The following is a 17,149-nucleotide window of genomic DNA, read 5'->3' as shown; positions in this document are numbered from 1 at the left end:
GAGCTTGCCCTTGAGTTTAGAGCCAACCGTTAAAAGGCTATCTCGGGCAGCAGTGCCAGCCATCCCAGCTTAAGAGCGGCGCCAAGCACCAACAGGTTGAGGCCGACACAGCACCAGAACAGGAGTCTGAAACTTGTTTTACTGGTCTTGTGGCGAAACTGATGGCGTGCCAGTAAAGCGCCGGGCCAACCACCGAGCAAGCCGGTCAGTTGCAGGGTCGACTCCTTGGTGCGCCAGCGGCCAGTTTCAGCGGCCTTTTTATCGCGGGCATAGAGCCAATAACAGAGAAGGCTCAGCAGCAGATACCAGACGGGCACCAAGAGCGGCAGCTTATCCAGTGCCACTAAAGCCAGTAGCAGCAGGGCAAACAGGGCGGTGAGCTTACCGATGAAAGACTTGTGACTGCTGCGCTTATTCTGCTGACGCTGCTTTTGTTTGAGTCTGCCCCTGTCCTCGGGAAAGAAGGCCTGTTTTGCCTGGCGCCGACCCTTGTCATCCTGGGTGATTTCAAAGGTCAGCACGTCGCCCACTTGTGGCCTGCGACCGCTCAGGCTCAGTGATTTAATGTGCAGAAACACCCGTTCACTGCCGTCATTGGGGCTGATAAACCCAAAGCCTTTATCGTCCTGCCAATGGCTGACTTTTCCTTTGTGCTTCATGTGTTTGACTCGTGAGTATTCATGGCGTTATTGATTGGCTTCTTGCCAAAGGCCAGACGGCGCCAGAGCCATTCCAGCGGCCCTTGGTTGAAGAACCTAAGATAGCAGCCGGCCAGTATTATTTGCACCAAGGCATAACCCAGGGCTATGGCCAGGTAGTCTATGCGCTCAAGTGTCAGCAGCAATTCGGGCGCCTGATGGCGAAACAGCCAGATCCCAAAACAGGACTGCAGAATATACAGGCTCAAGGGGATCCGGCCAACCGCCTGCAGGCGCATTTGCAGCCATGGCAGGCGTCGGCCGAACTTAACCAACAGATGCGCATAGACGATAGCCATGGGAATGGCGCTCAGCATGACCAGAATATCGGAAAGCATCACCAGTTTGGGGCGGGATTGCAGGCTGAGAATCGTGTCCGCCAGCGACAGCAGTAAGCTCAGTGCCAGCAATTTCCCCAATTTGCCCTGGGGTAAACCTTGGTCAAACAGCCCGCGACGATACAGGCTGATCCCCAGCAGCATCACACCGCTGACAAACCACAGCAGAGTAAATGGCAGGGAAATCAGCATCAGCAAGGTCATAAACAGGTGCATCAGCAACTGCTCGCCATAGCTGCCGGTCCAGGCGCTGTATTGTTCATTGAAGAGGGCGTTGCCGCGGATCCAGGCTTCATCACCCGGCAGAAAGATCATCAGGCCATAGGCCAGGATGCCGATGGCGATAAAGAGCAGTGCCCGCCTTTGCTGGGCTTCAATCTCCAGGTTACGATAATGCCAGGCGAGGAGGCCGCAAATGCTATAGGTGAGCAGGATATCCCCCGGCCAGATAAACAGGCTGTGCAGCGCCCCAAAGAGCATCAGCCAGAGTAAGCGCGAGCGTATTAAGGGGAAGGGCTCCAATCCTCTGGCGAGGAAATTCTGTTGTTGAATATAGAGGCCGACACCGAAGAGCATGGAAAACAGGCTGAGGAAGCGCCCCTCCAGTAGAAAATTACTCAGGGTTTCGGTAATGGCATCGGTTAAATGAAACTCGGGAAAGGGCGCATAACCATATAAGGTGACGCCCATAAAACTCACATTGAGAAAGAATATCCCTAATACCGCCAGCCCTCTGACGGCATCGATATTGGGGTTGTGACTGATTTTGACCGGCTGTCCCTGCATCTTTTCCCTGCCTATTTTTGTATACCATCTATGGCTTTTATTAACAGAGCCAAGTTAGCAATCAAACCCGAATGAGGGAAGTGCTCGCTTGTTTCAAATTATGATCCCTTCTCGGTCGCGTTTTTAGCCGGCTTGGCCGAGATCCAGAGCCTGATATTGCCCTTGACCACCAGGATATCATTGCTGTCATAGGCGAGCACCTCGACATCAAGATCCCCCGGCTGCCAGGCGTTGGCATCAACCTTGGCCACACAGCGGATATCGCTGCCGGCCTTGGCGGTGTAATCCAGCGTCATGCCCTTGGGGATCCAGCGCAGATGAGGTGGTATTGAAGCCTCGGCCATGACCCCCATCGCCATTTCCAGGCCGTTGCAGATGGCAATGACATGTACTGTACCTATGTGATTCTCCACTGCGCGGCGTTTACGCAACAGGCATTCACAGTAGTTGGGCTCCAACTGAGTAATTATCGGCTTGATACTGCCAAAGTAGGGCGCCATCCGGCTGACCAGCAAGGAGAATATCTTATTGCCAAAGGGCAGGCGCCGGCATTTGTGATACAAGTTCAGGGTCGAATTGGCGGTTTTACTCATAGTGATTCCTTGTGGGTATTCCTTTTTGATGTTTTTTGTTGGTATAGGGTAATGTTTTTGTTATTACTCTGGTCGGATGAGTGTGTATGCTGACGAGCGCTTTGGCAAGAGCCAAGAGGCAAGAGGCAAGAGCTAAAAGGAAAGAACCAAGAGCATTGGCTGAGATGATCGAGGGGCTCGCCAATCTGAGCTGGGGCTGAACAGATAGAATAAAAACGCGTGGCAGCAACTGGTGCCTGTGCTTAAATGGCGGTTTCTTCTGGAAGGTGCGAATGGGTGAACCTTTTGCAAGTGCAAGAATCACTTCCTTGGACAATCCAACTTCAATCAGGATTGGTATAATCCGCGAGAATTATCAAAACAGTAGTAAGGAAACCTAGTGAAATTTCTGTTGACCTACCTCAAGGGGCTGGCCATGGGGGCCGCCGATGTGGTGCCCGGCGTTTCCGGGGGAACCATAGCCTTTATTACCGGCATCTATGACACCCTGCTGGAAAGTATTCGCCGTATCAATCCCAGTCTTTGGGGCATTATACGCCGTGACGGCATCAAGGCGGCGTTTGCGCATATCAATGGCGCCTTTTTGTTGAGTCTGTTGGCGGGGATCCTCAGCAGTATTCTGAGCCTGGCCAAGCTTATTTCTTACCTGCTGGCACATCATCCTATTCCTGTATGGTCATTCTTTTTCGGGCTGATCCTTATCTCTGTGGTGCATATGCTGCGCCAGGTCAAGGGCGGTTTTTCACTGCCGCGACTATTGATATTCGCGTTGGGAGTGGCCTTTGCCTGGGGCATTACCGTGCTGAGCCCGGTCGAGTTGGAGGCCAGCTACTTTAATATTTTTGTTGGCGGTGCCATTGCCATTTGCGCCATGATACTGCCAGGGATATCCGGCAGCTTTATCCTCTTGCTGTTGGGGCTTTATCCCGCCGTGCTGGCGGCGGCCAAGAATATCCAGTTGGACATTCTCGGCTGTTTTGCTGTCGGCGCCGTGATAGGTATCCTGAGTTTCAGCCATCTGCTGTCGGCGTTGCTGCGGCGCTTTCACGATGCCACCCTTATCTTCCTTACCGGGCTTATGCTGGGGACGCTGGGCAAGATCTGGCCCTGGAAACAGACGCTGAGCTGGCGCACCAATTCCCATGGTGAGCAGGTACCCCTGGTGCAGCAAAACCTGTCACCCTTTGGCTTTGAGCAACTGACACAGCAGCCGCATCAGTTGGGGTTGGCGCTCTTGTGTGCCGCCGCTGGAATTGGCCTGGTACTCCTGGTTGAGCGTCTGGGGGCCGGCAAGCAATAATTTCAGGCGTTAGTGCCCTGCAGTGAAAGATATCAATGACAGAAAACGGGAGCTCAAGGCTCCCGTTTTTTATCTCCCTTCGAATCTCTCTTAAATGCCTTTGCGTTACAGGTTTCATCCAAGATGGGTGCTACTTCGCCAGCAGACAGCTCAGGTTTTCTGAGCTCGACTCCTTTTAAGGTCTTGTATGACTTGCCCGGCAAGTCGATCCTTCTTTACTAAAAAAATATTGTACAAAAACTTGATCCTTGTACAGGTGTATGCCTTAATCTACTACAAGGTTATACAAGGATTCTCAATATGTACAAGTTTGAGCCGCAGCGAATTCAACTGGGTATCAGTGCCTGCCTGTTGGGGCAGCAGGTGCGTTTTGACGGTGGTCATAAGAATTCTGTCTATTGCCAGCAGGAACTTAGGCAACATTTCGACTTTGTGCACGTCTGTCCTGAGATGGCGATAGGTATGGGCGCGCCGCGCAAGAGCATACGTCAGGTGCGCCGCGGTGATGAGATTAGGATCCAGAGCCGTGATGCCAGCCTGGATGTAACCGAGAGCCTGCAAAGTTTCAGTGAGCAAAAAGTCGCTGAGTTGGGGTTTTTAAGCGGTTATCTGCTTTGTGCCAAATCACCTACCTGCGGCATGGAACGGGTCACTGTCTACAAGGAAGGCGGCGATCAGGGGAATCGCAGTGGCATAGGTGTGTTCGCCAAGGCCCTGATGCAACGCTGGCCACAACTGCCGGTTGAAGAAGAGGGGCGCTTGAACGATTTGGTGATCAGGGAAAACTTTTTCACCCGGGTGTACGCCTTCCACGACTGGCAGTGTCTGCTGCACTCCGGCTTGAGCCTGCATAAATTGACCCAATTTCATGCCAGATACAAATACCTCTTGTTGGCGCACAGTCCGGCTCATTATCGCCAACTTGGCCCCTTGCTGGCTGAAGGTGGTGAAGACTTGCAGGAAACGGCCCGGCGTTACTTCGAAGGCTTTATGGAGGCGCTGAAAAATAAGGCAAGTCGCCGCAATCACACCAGTGCACTGCAACACATTCAGGGCTATTTCAAACAAAAACTGACTAAGGCACAGAAGGCTGAGCTTAGTCAGGTGATAGATGAATATCGTCAGGGGTTGCAACCTCTGTTGGTGCCGCTGACATTGATTAAACACTACTTGAGGGAGCATCCGCAGCCGTATATTGCGGCCCAGGTTTATCTCAACCCTCATCCACAGGAGTTAAAACTGCGTTATGCCTACTGATAACATTGCCAACCTTTCCATCGGCGAAGTCGCCAGACTGACCGGGGTGAATCCTGTCACCTTGCGCGCCTGGCAGCGACGGTTTGGACTGGTTATCCCGCAGCGCACCCCCAAGGGCCATAGACTCTACACTCAGGAGCAGGTGCAACAGATCCGTGAAATCCTCTCCTGGCTTGAGCAGGGCGTGGCCATCAGCAAGGTCAAGCCACTGCTCAGTGGCCAGACAGAAAAACAGCTGCAGCAAGAAAATGAAGACGACGACTGGCTGAAGTTCAGCAGCAGTCTCACCGAGGCGGCACTTTCTCTCAGCAGTGCCCGCTTTGGCCGCTTGCTGGATGAATTCAGTGCCCTCTATCCCATCGCCTTGTGTTGTCGGCGCTTGCGCCATTGGTTGCAAGTATTGGACACCCAACTCGATGAACGCCTCGACGGCGCATTTGTCCGCAGTTGGCTCGAAAGCCGTCTGGCTCACTATGTCGGCGCCCGCAGCGAGCAGTTGCTGCGCCAGAAACCCCGCTGGCAACTTCTTTATCTGCCGCTTGGCAAGCAGCCGGCCTGGAGTGAGATCTTGTTGCAACTGGAGCTTATCACCCGGGGTGTCAGCCTTTTGCCGCTCAATATAGAGGAGCCTTTGGAAGGCCAGGGGCTGCAACTCTTGGCACACAGGCTGCCGCTGCAGGGGCTCTTGTTGCTGCCACCTTCCCAGTTGCCGGGCAGCAGTGTCAAAGCCCTGTTCCAGTTGGCGAGCGCTTTGGAATATCCATTGATCTTGAGCGGGGATTATGTGGCGGCTCACGCCAATGCCTTTGAGCACTATGCCAAGGAACTGGCTGTGACTGAAAAAGGCGCCAACAAGAACCGGGAGCCCGTCAAGAATCCTGTGCTTTGCAGCAGCAATGCCGCCATATTGGCACTGCTGGGTCAGGCCGAGTCCGCCTCAAAACAACCGGAGGACAAGTAACATGTCCCAGTCCTTGCCCAATCATGTGCCTTCCAGTGAAAAGGCCTGTGTTGCCATCTGGTTTCGCAGCGATCTGCGCACTTCAGATAACCAGGCCCTGTGGCTGGCGTGCGAAGCGGCAAGGGCCCAAGGTCTGCCGCTGCGGGGTTTTTATATGGCGACTCCGGCCCAGTGGCAGCAGCACTCTGTTGGTCCCATGCAGCTGGATTTCATCGAGCGCAGCGTCAATCAACTGCAACGGGCGTTGGCATCTTTGGGGATAGCTTTTGATTTGCTGCACTGTGACGATTTCTCTTTGGTGAATGTCACTGTCGAGGAGTATTGCCAACGCCAGGGCGTTAAGCGGATTTTTGCCGGGCGCGAGGTGGAGATTAACGAGCAGCGCCGGGATCAGGCGCTGGCACAGCTCACCAGGACTATAGGGGTGGGCCTGCAGTTTACCGATGAGCACTGTCTGCTGCCGCCCGGCAGCGTCCGTACCCAAGGTGGCGAAATGTATCGGGTATTTACCCCTTTCTTTCGCCGCTGGCGTGAGCTGCTGGGAAGTGAGGCGATAATGCCGCTGCCGGTACCTGCGCCTCTGGCCCCGGCTTTACCCGAACCCGCAGAGCTGAGTTTTAAGGTCAGCAATCAAGGCAGTAAACAAGACAGCCACCACTGGCCAGTGGGTGAAGGGGCGGCCAGGCAGCGCCTCGATAGCTTTATTGCCAACCAGCTTGCCGATTACGGCCAGGAGCGGGATTTCCCGGCGCTCGATGGCACCAGTTGCCTGTCGCCCTATCTGGCGTTTGGAATTCTCAGCCCGCGGCAATGTGTGGCGGCGCTGCTCAATCGCTTCCCCGAGGCTATGGCTGAGGACAATAGTCCGGGTCGCAGCTGGCTGGCTGAGCTGGCCTGGCGCGAGTTTTACCGCCATCTGCTGCACGCCTGGCCCCAGCTGTGTATGGGGCGCAACTTCAACGTGCTCGGTGATGACATAGTCTGGCGTAACGACCCGCAAGAGTTTGCCGCCTGGTGCGAGGGCCGTACCGGTTATCCGCTGGTGGATGCCGCCATGCGTCAGCTAAACCAGACCGGCTGGATGCACAATCGGCTGCGAATGGTGACCGCCAGCTTTCTCACCAAACACCTGTTGGTGGACTGGCGCTGGGGCGAGCAGTATTTTCGCCGCGCCCTGATAGATGGTGACCTGGCAGCCAATAACGGCGGCTGGCAGTGGTCTGCCGGCACCGGCTGTGATGCCCAGCCTTATTTCAGGATCTTCAACCCCATGAGCCAGAGTGAAAAGTTCGACCCTGACGCCAGTTTTATCCGCCGTTATCTGCCTGAATTGGCGCACTGGCCGCTTAAACAGATACACCATCCGGGCACAGCCGCATCGTCTCGCTTCACCGAGCCGAGTCTGTTCGCCACTGCGGCTTATCCGCCACCTATAGTCGAGCACAGCGCGGCGCGACAAAGGGCGTTGACCGCCCTGGCCGTGCTGAAAAAGTCTGCCTGAACTCAGTTCATTAGCCGAGGGATTATCATGACCAGCCACTCAGTCGCCGCGGACATAGCGCCCGCTTCACAGCCGGCATCGCCGCAGTCTCAAGAGATTATTCAGGCATTTATTGCCTTGTATCAATCCCTGGGCCCTGAGCAATTGCCCACATTGCGCCAAAGGCTGCAGGCCGTCTACGCGCCTGAGATCTTTTTTTGCGATCCCATGCACCGACTGGAGGGGCTTGAACAACTGGAACAGTATTTTGCCGGTTTGTATCGCAACCTGACCGAAATCGCCTTTGAGATCACTGACGTCTTGCCCGCCGGGGACCAGGCCGCTATCAGTTGGCAGATGAAGTACCGCCACCCCAAGTTGAACCGGGGGCAGAGCATCAGCGTCGATGGTATCAGCCTCATCAAGTTTGGCGACAAAATCCATTATCACAGGGATTATCTGGATCTGGGGCAGATGCTCTATGAACAGTTGCCGCTGCTGGGCTCAGTGGTGCGCATGGTCAAGGGCAGGGCAAGCCGATGAAGACGGTATTGATCACGGGTGCCAGCTCAGGCATAGGTGCCGAGCTTGCCAGACAATATGCCGCCGCCGGTTGGCGGGTCTTGGCCTGTGGCCGCAATGAACAAGCTCTGGCCGCCCTCGAAGGCTGCGAGCCTTTGAGGTTCGATGTCACGGACAGAGACTCGGTGCTGAAGCTGGGCAGCAAGCTCAAATTGGAGTTGGGCCAAGCCGACTGTGTGGATCTGCTGCTGCTCAATGCCGGTACCTGTGAGTACATAGACGAGGCTATGGCCTTTGACAGCGCCCTGTTTGAGCGGGTTATCCGCACCAATCTGTTGGCTGTGGGCTATTGCCTGGAAGCCTTTATGCCTTTGCTTGAGCGTGGCAGCCAACTGGCGCTGATGAGTTCAAGTGTTGTGATGCTGCCTTTCCCGAGGGCGGAGGCCTATGGCGCCTCCAAGGCCGGGATCAGTTACCTGGCGCAGAGCTTGCGGCTCGATCTGGCCCACAAGGGAATAGATGTCAGCGAAATTCGCCCGGGCTTTGTTAAAACGCCGCTCACCGACAAAAATGACTTCGCCATGCCGATGCGGATTTCCGCCGATAAAGCCGCCAACACCATCATCCAAGCCCTGGCCGCCAGACGGCGCCTGATTGCCTTTCCCGGGCGTTTTATCTGGCTGCTGACTCTGCTGAGCTGGCTGCCCCGCAGTTGGCTGGCCGCCGCCCTTGGTAAACCCTCTGCAAAAAACGGGAGCCCAGTATGACAGTTTCAACCGGCAATAAGCCGCGCATCGCCATAGTCGGTTCGGGGATCTCCTCGCTCACTTGTGGTTATCTGTTGTCACAGCAGTATGAGGTGACGTTGTTTGAAGCCGCCGATTATCTGGGTGGGCATACGGCCACTGTGGATGTTGAGCTTGACGGCAAACCCTACGCCATAGACACAGGGTTTATTGTGTTCAACGATCGCACCTATCCCAGGTTTCAGGCCTTGATGGCCCGGGTCGGTATCAAGGCGCTGGCGACCGAGATGAGCTTCTCGGTGCAAAACCTTGTCAGCGGTCTTGAATACAATGGTCATAGCCTGGCGACCCTGTTTGCGCAAAAGCGCAATCTGCTGAGTCCGACTTTCTGGGGGTTCCTGAGGGAGATTTTGGCCTTCAACAGCCGCTGCAAAGCCTTGTATCAAAGCGGTCGTTACCCGGCGGTGACACTGGGGGAATTTCTCGAACAGCAGGGGTTCTCCGACTTCTTCTGCCAGCACTACATTCTGCCGATGGGCGCCGCTATCTGGTCGTCCAGTATTCAGGATATGCGCGCCTTCTCGCTGCCTTTCTTTATCCGTTTCTTTGAACATCATGGACTGTTGGCCGTCAGCAATCGGCCGCAGTGGTATGTGCTCGAAGGCGGCTCCCGCAGTTATATTCCGGCGCTCAGCGCGCCCTTTGCCGAGCGTGTTCATCTCAACTCGCCGGTAGCACAAATCCGCCGCCAAGCGGGGAGCGTGCAGCTCAGAGTCAAGGATAGCTGGCATGAGTTTGATCAGGTGATCCTCGGCTGTCACAGCGATCAGGCGCTGGCCATGCTCAGTGACGCCAGTGAGCTGGAGCGGGAGATACTCTCCAGGCTTAAATACCAGGATAACCAGGTGACCTTGCACACTGATACCTCGCTGTTACCGAAGCATCGCGCCGCCTGGGCCAGTTGGAATTATCGTCTCGATGGTGATGCCAGCCGTCCCGCCTGCGTGACTTACAACATGAATATTTTGCAGCGCCTGCCAAAGTCTGCACCGGATTTTTTGGTGACCCTGAACCAGGATGAGGCGATAGCCGAGGACAAGGTGCTCAAACGTTTTGTCTATGCTCACCCGGTATTCAATGAACAGAGCCAGGCGGCGCAGCAACGCCGCAGCGAGATCTGCGGCCAAGACAGTATCCATTTTGTCGGCGCCTACTGGTACAACGGCTTTCATGAAGACGGGGTACGCAGCGCCCTGGATGTTTGTGAAAGGTTCGGGGTGAGCCTATGAAACCTGAAACGGGTCTCTACCTCGGCAGCGTCAGTCACTTGAGGCTAACGCCGGTAAGGCACAGCTTTCGCTATCCCTTTGCCTTGATGCTGCTGGACTTGGATGACTTGCCAAGGCTCTCATCCCTCAGCGGCTTGTTTGGTGAATCCCCTTGGTCAGTGCTGCGTTTTCGGCAGCAGGATTACCTCAAGGCGGCTTCAATATCGAATACTGCCTCATCGCTTAAACAGCGGGTACTGGATAAGGTGATTGCGCTCGGCGGCGAGGCCGTCTGCGACAGCGTGCTGTTCGCCGGGCAACTGCGCCACTTTGGGCTCTATTTCAGCCCGGTCAACTTTTTCTACTGCTTTCAAGGTGATGAATATAAATACCTGTTGGCAGAGGTGAGCAATACTCCCTGGAATGAGCGTCACTGTTATCTGGTGTCGGCCGAGGCGCCGGCGCTTGGCGACAAGTGCTTCCATGTATCGCCTTTTATGTCGCTGGATTATCGCTATCGCTGGCATATTCCGGCGCCGGCAGAGCGGCTCGACTTGCGGATCAGCAATCTGCCCGGCAAGGGAGATGAGGCAGAGGCTGCCCCCGAGTCGCAAAAGGTCAGCTTCGATGCGGTATTAAGCCTCAAACGCCGCCCTTTCAATGGTCGTGAACTTAGACGTTATCTGTGGGGCTTTCCCTTGATGAGCCTGAAAATTCTTTGGCTCATCTATTGGCAAGCGCTGCGTTTGTGGCTTAAGCGGGTGCCCTTTGTGCCTTACGAGCGCAGGCCTCAGGGCGGCACGGACTGAGGCTAAGGAAGGTGCGAACAAGTCCCATGTGTACTCTGCGTCGGCTTACGGGCTTGGATGCAAGGCGTGGTTCGCCGCAAATGGCCCTAGTCCTTTGCAAGAAGCACAACACAGCAGGCAGGTCTGTAAGCCACGCCCTTCGGGGCTTTCACAGCAACCGGCTCTCTGCGTTATCCGACTTCGACATGCCTTCAGTCAGATGCCTTGAACGCCAATTGCTGTGCAAACCACTCTCTACAAAAGAGAGTGCCACGAGGACTCATTCGCACCTTCCTTAGCTTATCACAATAAGAAAGGGGCAGAATACGTTCTGCCCCTCGAGATGTTAGATCTTGAATTGCCCCAGAGTGCGGCGCATGTTCTGGCTGATCTGCTCAAGCGACATTGCTGCGCTTTGGTTGCTGGCATTGGCTTGCACTGAAACTTGAGTCAGCTCGGAAATGGTGCTGACATTGCGATTGATCTCTTCGGTCACCAAAGATTGCTCTTCGGTAGCGCTGGCGAGTTGGGTATTCATATCGCTTATCTGTGCTACCAGGGAGAGGATTTGATCCATGGCAGAGCCTGCCGCTTCGGCCTGTTTTTGCAGCTCGGAGGATTGGCTCTGTGTTTGGCTGTTACTCTCCATAACGGCGCTGACACCGGATTGAATTTCACTGATCAGCTTGTGAATTTCGTTGGTGGAGTCCTGAGTGCGGTTGGCAAGGGCGCGCACTTCATCGGCCACTACAGCAAAGCCGCGGCCGTGAGTACCGGCGCGGGCGGCTTCGATGGCGGCGTTGAGTGCCAAAAGGTTGGTTTGTTCGGCAATGGTGCGGATCACATCGAGAATGCCGCCAATTCTGCCTGAAGCCTGACCCAGGGTTTCGGTAAGGTTTTCTGCGGCTTGCAGTTCGCGCACCAGCTCCTGGCAGTTTGCCAGTGTCGCATCCATGGTCTCTTTACCGCTGAGGGCTTGTTGTTTGACGCTGGAAGCGGCATCGGCAGCCTGCTGGGTATTGTTGGCCATCTCCTGGGTGGTTGCCAGCATCTGATTCACGGCGGTGGCCACGCTGGCGGTTTCCCTGTGGATGTTATCGGCGCTGTGGTTGGACTCTTTGACTGCGACTGTCAGGTGCTCGGCGTCCTCGCCAAGTGATGCACCAAGTGGCTGCAATTCGCTGACGGTTCTACCTATCTTCTCTACAAAACTGTTAAAGGCACGGGCTAGTGCTGCTACTTCATCACGGCCTTGACCTTCGAGCCTTTTACTGAGATCGCCTTCACCTTGGGCAATATCCTCCATTGCGGCGATGGCGGTCTTAAGCGGCGCGGTAATGGATTGATTGAGCACCAGAAAGAAGATGAAAATCGGCGCTGAAATCAACATCATAATGATCAGATAATCGATTGAGACTGACTTCATTGTGGCGTTGACATCGCTGATATATGTACCGGTCAGCAGGGTCCAGCCCCAATCTTTGTCATATCTGGATTCGGTGAGCTTTTCTTCGCTATTACCACTGGCTGGGTTGCGGATCTCATAGCTGAGTTTGCCTGTGCCATTGGCCTTGGCTTGTTGTTGTAGCTGGGCCAGCGGATTGCTGCCATCCTTGATATGATAATCGGCAATGGCTTGGCCCACCAGCGACGGCTCAGCGCCGTGGGCGATGATTTTTCCCTGATCTGAGAGCAGAATAAAGTAACCTTCACGGCCATATCGCATCTGGCCCACCAAGGCTGCTGACTCTTGTTGGGCTTTCTCAAGAGTTAGTGTTCCAGCACGAACTTGATCACGGTGTGCTGCAACTACAGACAGGGCAGTGTTCAGCTGGGCATCATTTTGCAGCCATTTTTGAGTTATCAGGTTATCGTACTGTTCTTTAATGGAGAAACTGGCGAAACACAGGGTGCCTATTGCGGCCAGAACCAACATAAGGATAAGGCGCTGAAGAATGGTGAGCTTCCTGAGTAGTGCCATTTCGTACTCCTTTGTTATCTATTTTTAGTTAGTTGGCAGCGACTATAACGCGATGGAAAAACCAAGTGAAACCTTTTTACCTGGCTTGACTTGCTTTGTTGATCAGGCTCATTGTTCAGCTTATATCAAGCCTAAAAAGAGCTCCTTGCTTAGCTGCTCTCAATGCTGCACAGAGGATATCGGCTCAAATATCAAAAGCTTAAGCCGTGCTCAGCCACTTAGGTTAACGTTCGAAGTCTAATTAATTGTTTTTATTTTGATTTTTTTGGCTGAAGGGCTCAATATTAACCTTATTTTTATTATTGGCCTCTTTTCATGAATACACCTCAAGTCATTAGTTCAGACGATATTTTACTGAAGCTTTGTCACTCTGTGACCCATGTCTTATCAGCCACTACAGCAAGTACTTTGTCCCATGCTGGAGTTGTACAGCGTATTACCCGTACTCGGCTTAAGCCGGATCTCGGTTGTTTCTCTATCTTTGATGGCGGCTTTTCCGGTCTGGTGGTGATTAATTTTTCCGCTGCGGCTGCATTGGAAATTTATCGTCGCTATATGCTGCATATGGGCATGCCTGAGGAAGAACTAGCTTTCTCCCATACCTCAGATGAGGTGGGTGATGTAATGGGTGAACTGATGAATCAGATGTTGGGGGATTTTATCGGCAAGGTATCCAAGGAGCTGCAAACATCTATTAGCCAAAGCCAGCCAAAGATGCTGACTATAAACAAGGAACTGACCATATCCATTGATGCCAACTTGGACGAGCCCATCGCTCGTAGAGTGTCCTTCAAAACAGAAAACAATCATATATTTTATCTTGAATTTGCCATGGACAAGACAGAGTTTATTCGTCTGGCAGAGTTTGAAACCGATGAAGAATTTGACCCTGATCTGCTTCTGGCTCGTCATGGCAGTCAACAGTCACAGACTAAAGTTTCTGAATCACCTTGGGTGAAAGCGGCAAATATCGATGATGACACTGATGATCTGTTCAAAGAGTTGGGAATTTGACCTCCTGAGATGACCGTTATTTTGTTCATTTCAGGTTGCCGGGGAATCAATTCCAAATAGCTTCCCTGGCCTCTATTAAGAGCTTTTTACTATCGAATGTTAGGTGGATTTTTCTATCTTGAATCGGGAGGACAGGTAGGGAATGTAATCTTCAATGTCATGTTTGCTATTGTGAAGGGCACTGTAGTCTGAAGGAATTAGAAATTGGTTGCGGGAGCCGGATTTGAACCGACGACCTTCGAGGCTCTTATAAGGAACTGAGCCCGACGAGCTACCTTGCTGCATGAAGGAATTAGAAATTGGTTGCTGGAGCCGGATTTGAACCGACGACCTTCGAGGCTCTTATAAGGAACTGAGCCCGACGAGCTACCTTGCTGCATGAAGGAATTAGAAATTGGTTGCTGGAGCTGGATTTGAACCGACGACCTTTGAGGCTCTTATAAGGAACTGATCTCGACGAGCTACCTTGCTGCATGAAGGAATTAGAAATTGGTTGCGGGAGCCGGATTTGAACCGACGACCTTCGGGTTATGAGCCCGACGAGCTACCATGCTGCTCCATCCCGCGTCCGAATTGTGCTAATCAGTTTGAATTCATAATTAAGGAATTAGAAATTGGTTGCGGGAGCCGGATTTGAACCGACGACCTTCGGGTTATGAGCCCGACGAGCTACCATGCTGCTCCATCCCGCGTCCGAATTGTACTAATCAGTTTGAATTCATAATTAAGGAATTGCTTGCGGCACTGGATACAAACCGACAACCTTCGAGGCTCTCTTAAGTAACTGAACCCGACTAGCTATCATGCTGCTCCATCCGGTGTCCGTCAAAGCGGGGTGGACTATAGCGACCAAGACGCGGCAATGCAAGGACAAATCATCAAAATGCCATTGAGTGTTCAAATTTGATTCATCTGTGCGTGAAGATTAACCCCATTGATTACAACTCAAACAATTTCGCTATAGTAGATAGAAAAGCGGTACTGAAAACGGAAGTTTTTATCTTTTACCGGGAACAGTGGTTATAATGCGCCATTCATTTTTGCTTTGCTATCTGGTTAGTTCATGTTGAATTTTTTTGCGGCGGCCCCCAAGGGGTTTGAATATGCTTTGGCGCAGGAACTGCGCGAGTTCGGTGCGCTTGAGGTTAAGGAAAGTTTGGCCGGGGTCTATTTCTCCTGTCCACTGGAGCAGGCATACCGCATTACCCTTTGGACCAGACTGGCAAGCCGTATTCTACTTATATTGCATCGCGGTCCCTGTGATTCCGCCGAACAGCTCTATAATGCGGCCTTCTGTATCGATTGGCCGAGCCACTTTGATAACCGTTGTACCTTTAGTATCGACTTTCACGGTATGGGCGGGTTTATCAAGAACACCCAGTTCGGCGCCCTCAAGATTAAAGATGCTGTAGTGGATCGCTTCCGCGAAGATGATCTCAACCGCCCCAATGTGCAACGTGTCGATGCCGACTTCAAAATCGATGCCCATTATCGTAACGGTCAGGTAACTATAGCGCTGAACTTCTCCGGCCCGGCGCTGCATCAACGTGGCTATCGCAGCGGTACAGGTGAGGCGCCATTAAAAGAGAACCTTGCCGCCAACATGTTGGCCCGGGCCCAATGGGATAAACAAACACCTTTGCTGGATCCATTTTGTGGCAGCGGCACAGTGTTGATTGAGGCGGCTATGATTGCTGCCGATATGGCCCCGGGGCTGCAACGCAGTCGCTTTGGTTTTGAGCACTGGCATCGCCATGACGCCAAACTTTGGCAAAACATAGTAGAGGAAGCCAAGGCGCGCGCCACCATAGGCAAGAACCGTTGTGAAGTGAAGTTCTTCGGCTCGGACATAGACTCGCGCATGGTGGCGCTGGCCAAACGTAATGCCAAGAGCGCCGGTGTCAGTGAACTGATTGAGTTCAGTGTTGCCAATGCTCTCAATATCACGCCACCGCTGGACAAAGGCTTATTGATCTCCAACCCGCCTTATGGCGAGCGTTTGGGCAATGTCTCCTCCTTGTTGCAGCTTTACTATCAGTTTGGCGACAAGCTCAAGCGTGAGTTCGGTGGCTGGCAAGTGGCCTTGCTATGCAGTGATATCGAATTGATCTCATCGCTTAAGCTCAAGGCCGACAAGCAGATGAAGATGTTCAACGGGGCACTGGAGTGCGCCTTTAACCTCTATACCCTGCATGCCAATTCCACCCGCAGGGCAGCTGTAGCAGCCGAGCAGTCAGGGGCTGAGGTCAGTGACATCGCCAGTGCCTTTGCCAACCGGGTGAAAAAGAATCTGAAACAGCTCGATAAGTGGGCCCGTAAAGAGGGGATCGACAGTTATCGCCTCTATGATGCAGATATTCCTGAATATAATGTCGCTATCGACAAGTATCTGGAATATGTGGTGATCCAAGAGTATGCAGCGCCTGCCAGCATACCTGAAGCCGTCAGTAAGCGACGTTTGACTGATGTGCTCCTGTCTTTGCCCGGCGCCATAGGTGTTGAGCCGGACAAGATCATCCTCAAGACCCGCGAGCGGCAGAAAGGCACAAATCAGTATCAACGGCTCGACAAAGAAAAGCTGGAGCTGGTGACTCAGGAGTATGGTGCCCGTTTCAAACTTAACCTAACCGACTATCTGGATACCGGCTTATTTCTCGATCACAGGCTTATTCGCAAACTGGTAGGCAGTAAAGCCAATGGCCGTGACGTACTCAACCTATTCGCTTATACGGGAACCGCATCGGTGCACGCCGGGCTTGGCGGTGCCAAGTCGGTCACGACTGTGGATATGTCCAATACCTATCTTAACTGGGCCAAGGATAACTTTGTGCTCAATGGTTTGATTGGCAAACAGTATCGTTTCGAGCAGGGCGACTGCCTGCAATGGATCCGCGATTGTGACCGCAAGTTCGATCTTATCTTTATTGATCCACCAACCTTCTCCAACTCCAAACGGATGGAAGACTCGTTCGATGTGCAGCGCGATCACGTCAAGTTGTTGTCTGATCTATTCAAACTGCTCAATCCGGGCGGAGAGATAATCTTTTCCAACAACAAACGTAAGTTCAAAATGGATAGCGAGGCCATGGCGGCTCAGGGCATGTCAGTCACCAATATGGATGCCCAGATGCTGCCAATGGATTACAAGCGCAATCCGCATATTCATAATACTTGGTTGATCACCCATGCCTGAGACGCCATTGACCCTATACCACACAGATGGTTGCCATCTGTGTGAGTTGGCCATGACCTTGCTTGATGGCCTTAATATTCGTTATCGCACTCAGGATATTTGCGAGCAAGAAACGCTTGCCGAGCGCTATGGCGTGCTTATTCCTGTGCTGGCCAACAGCTTGGGTGAGGAACTCTGTTGGCCCTTCGATGAACAGCAAGTAAAACGCTTTACAGGAGCATAAT

General features: G+C 53.1%; 15 protein-coding genes and 2 tRNA genes. 11 read left to right on the top strand and 6 right to left on the bottom strand.

The features are described from left to right. Positions 1-29: 29 nt before the first annotated feature. The 3 genes from CX651_RS09345 to CX651_RS09335 form a co-directional block, all read right to left on the bottom strand. A complete protein-coding gene (locus CX651_RS09345; RefSeq protein ID WP_071477039.1) occupies positions 30-659 on the bottom strand; it encodes a cold shock and DUF1294 domain-containing protein in 630 nt (209 codons plus the stop codon). Continuing rightward, positions 656-1,822: a DUF418 domain-containing protein gene (locus tag CX651_RS09340; protein WP_101055792.1), complete on the bottom strand. Its 1,167-nt coding sequence runs from the start codon at positions 1,820-1,822 to the stop codon at positions 656-658. Before CX651_RS09340 ends, CX651_RS09345 begins: the two co-directional genes overlap by 4 nt. Positions 1,823-1,920: 98 nt before the next feature. Then, positions 1,921-2,415, bottom strand: a complete 495-nt coding sequence (locus tag CX651_RS09335) for a hotdog fold domain-containing protein (protein WP_039034314.1) — start codon at positions 2,413-2,415, stop codon at positions 1,921-1,923. 379 nt (positions 2,416-2,794) lie between these two features. On the opposite strand from CX651_RS09335, the gene CX651_RS09330 reads away from it, so the two are divergent. The 8 genes from CX651_RS09330 to CX651_RS09295 all read left to right on the top strand — a co-directional run bounded on the left by CX651_RS09330 (position 2,795) and on the right by CX651_RS09295 (position 10,758). Further along, positions 2,795-3,715, top strand: coding sequence for a DUF368 domain-containing protein (locus CX651_RS09330; protein WP_039034313.1), 921 nt, complete (start codon positions 2,795-2,797; stop codon positions 3,713-3,715). A gap of 300 nt (positions 3,716-4,015) precedes the next feature. Then, positions 4,016-4,972: a YbgA family protein gene (locus CX651_RS09325; RefSeq protein WP_100144146.1), complete on the top strand. Its 957-nt coding sequence runs from the start codon at positions 4,016-4,018 to the stop codon at positions 4,970-4,972. Further along, positions 4,962-5,933, top strand: coding sequence for a MerR family transcriptional regulator (locus tag CX651_RS09320; protein ID WP_071477036.1), 972 nt, complete (start codon positions 4,962-4,964; stop codon positions 5,931-5,933). The genes CX651_RS09325 and CX651_RS09320 overlap by 11 nt, the downstream gene beginning before the upstream one ends. Position 5,934: 1 nt before the next feature. Continuing rightward, on the top strand, positions 5,935-7,434 hold the full coding sequence (phrB, locus tag CX651_RS09315; protein WP_101055791.1) for a deoxyribodipyrimidine photo-lyase: 1,500 nt from the start codon (positions 5,935-5,937) through the stop codon (positions 7,432-7,434). Between the two features lie 27 nt (positions 7,435-7,461). Then, positions 7,462-7,956 (top strand): nuclear transport factor 2 family protein, encoded by a 495-nt coding sequence (locus CX651_RS09310; RefSeq protein ID WP_101055790.1) that lies wholly within the window; start codon positions 7,462-7,464, stop codon positions 7,954-7,956. Next, the gene (locus tag CX651_RS09305) at positions 7,953-8,702 is read left to right on the top strand and encodes an SDR family NAD(P)-dependent oxidoreductase (protein ID WP_039034311.1); all 750 of its coding nucleotides are present in this window, start codon (positions 7,953-7,955) and stop codon (positions 8,700-8,702) included. The genes CX651_RS09310 and CX651_RS09305 overlap by 4 nt, the downstream gene beginning before the upstream one ends. Then, positions 8,699-9,970: an NAD(P)/FAD-dependent oxidoreductase gene (locus CX651_RS09300; protein WP_101055789.1), complete on the top strand. Its 1,272-nt coding sequence runs from the start codon at positions 8,699-8,701 to the stop codon at positions 9,968-9,970. The genes CX651_RS09305 and CX651_RS09300 overlap by 4 nt, the downstream gene beginning before the upstream one ends. Further along, positions 9,967-10,758 carry a DUF1365 domain-containing protein gene (locus tag CX651_RS09295; RefSeq protein ID WP_101055788.1) on the top strand — a complete coding sequence of 264 codons (792 nt, stop codon included), beginning with the start codon at positions 9,967-9,969 and terminating at the stop codon, positions 10,756-10,758. Before CX651_RS09300 ends, CX651_RS09295 begins: the two co-directional genes overlap by 4 nt. A gap of 325 nt (positions 10,759-11,083) precedes the next feature. Here CX651_RS09295 and CX651_RS09290 read toward each other — a convergent pair whose 3' ends face one another. Continuing rightward, the gene (locus CX651_RS09290) at positions 11,084-12,718 is read right to left on the bottom strand and encodes a methyl-accepting chemotaxis protein (protein ID WP_101055787.1); all 1,635 of its coding nucleotides are present in this window, start codon (positions 12,716-12,718) and stop codon (positions 11,084-11,086) included. 315 nt (positions 12,719-13,033) lie between these two features. Between CX651_RS09290 and CX651_RS09285 the strand changes: the two genes are divergently transcribed. Next, positions 13,034-13,732 carry a DUF3334 family protein gene (locus CX651_RS09285; protein WP_101055786.1) on the top strand — a complete coding sequence of 233 codons (699 nt, stop codon included), beginning with the start codon at positions 13,034-13,036 and terminating at the stop codon, positions 13,730-13,732. Positions 13,733-14,222: 490 nt separating this feature from the next. On the opposite strand, the gene CX651_RS09280 is transcribed toward CX651_RS09285, so the two are convergent. After that, positions 14,223-14,299: transfer RNA gene (locus CX651_RS09280), tRNA-Met, on the bottom strand. A gap of 48 nt (positions 14,300-14,347) precedes the next feature. Further along, positions 14,348-14,424, bottom strand: a tRNA-Met gene (locus CX651_RS09275). A 371-nt stretch (positions 14,425-14,795) separates the two neighbouring features. Between CX651_RS09275 and rlmKL the strand changes: the two genes are divergently transcribed. Both rlmKL and CX651_RS09265 read left to right on the top strand, forming a co-directional pair. Further along, on the top strand, positions 14,796-16,925 hold the full coding sequence (gene rlmKL / locus CX651_RS09270; protein ID WP_101055785.1) for a bifunctional 23S rRNA (guanine(2069)-N(7))-methyltransferase RlmK/23S rRNA (guanine(2445)-N(2))-methyltransferase RlmL: 2,130 nt from the start codon (positions 14,796-14,798) through the stop codon (positions 16,923-16,925). After that, the gene (locus tag CX651_RS09265; RefSeq protein WP_045283761.1) at positions 16,918-17,148 is read left to right on the top strand and encodes a glutaredoxin family protein; all 231 of its coding nucleotides are present in this window, start codon (positions 16,918-16,920) and stop codon (positions 17,146-17,148) included. Before rlmKL ends, CX651_RS09265 begins: the two co-directional genes overlap by 8 nt. Position 17,149: the final 1 nt, after the last annotated feature.

Source organism: Shewanella chilikensis, from assembly GCF_002836945.1.
GTDB lineage: Bacteria > Pseudomonadota > Gammaproteobacteria > Enterobacterales > Shewanellaceae > Shewanella > Shewanella chilikensis.
Note: the sequence above shows the minus strand (reverse complement) of the source record. Positions and strands in the feature narration are given on the sequence as shown.

Coding starts and splice junctions, on each gene's coding strand:
- CX651_RS09290 (WP_101055787.1), bottom strand. CDS start 12,718: ATGGCACTACTCAGGAAGCTCACCATTCTTCAGCGCCTTATCCTTATG.
- CX651_RS09325 (WP_100144146.1), top strand. CDS start 4,016: ATGTACAAGTTTGAGCCGCAGCGAATTCAACTGGGTATCAGTGCCTGC.
- phrB (WP_101055791.1), top strand. CDS start 5,935: ATGTCCCAGTCCTTGCCCAATCATGTGCCTTCCAGTGAAAAGGCCTGT.
- CX651_RS09300 (WP_101055789.1), top strand. CDS start 8,699: ATGACAGTTTCAACCGGCAATAAGCCGCGCATCGCCATAGTCGGTTCG.
- rlmKL (WP_101055785.1), top strand. CDS start 14,796: ATGTTGAATTTTTTTGCGGCGGCCCCCAAGGGGTTTGAATATGCTTTG.
- CX651_RS09305 (WP_039034311.1), top strand. CDS start 7,953: ATGAAGACGGTATTGATCACGGGTGCCAGCTCAGGCATAGGTGCCGAG.
- CX651_RS09265 (WP_045283761.1), top strand. CDS start 16,918: ATGCCTGAGACGCCATTGACCCTATACCACACAGATGGTTGCCATCTG.
- CX651_RS09320 (WP_071477036.1), top strand. CDS start 4,962: ATGCCTACTGATAACATTGCCAACCTTTCCATCGGCGAAGTCGCCAGA.
- CX651_RS09295 (WP_101055788.1), top strand. CDS start 9,967: ATGAAACCTGAAACGGGTCTCTACCTCGGCAGCGTCAGTCACTTGAGG.
- CX651_RS09285 (WP_101055786.1), top strand. CDS start 13,034: ATGAATACACCTCAAGTCATTAGTTCAGACGATATTTTACTGAAGCTT.
- CX651_RS09345 (WP_071477039.1), bottom strand. CDS start 659: ATGAAGCACAAAGGAAAAGTCAGCCATTGGCAGGACGATAAAGGCTTT.
- CX651_RS09310 (WP_101055790.1), top strand. CDS start 7,462: ATGACCAGCCACTCAGTCGCCGCGGACATAGCGCCCGCTTCACAGCCG.
- CX651_RS09340 (WP_101055792.1), bottom strand. CDS start 1,822: ATGCAGGGACAGCCGGTCAAAATCAGTCACAACCCCAATATCGATGCC.
- CX651_RS09335 (WP_039034314.1), bottom strand. CDS start 2,415: ATGAGTAAAACCGCCAATTCGACCCTGAACTTGTATCACAAATGCCGG.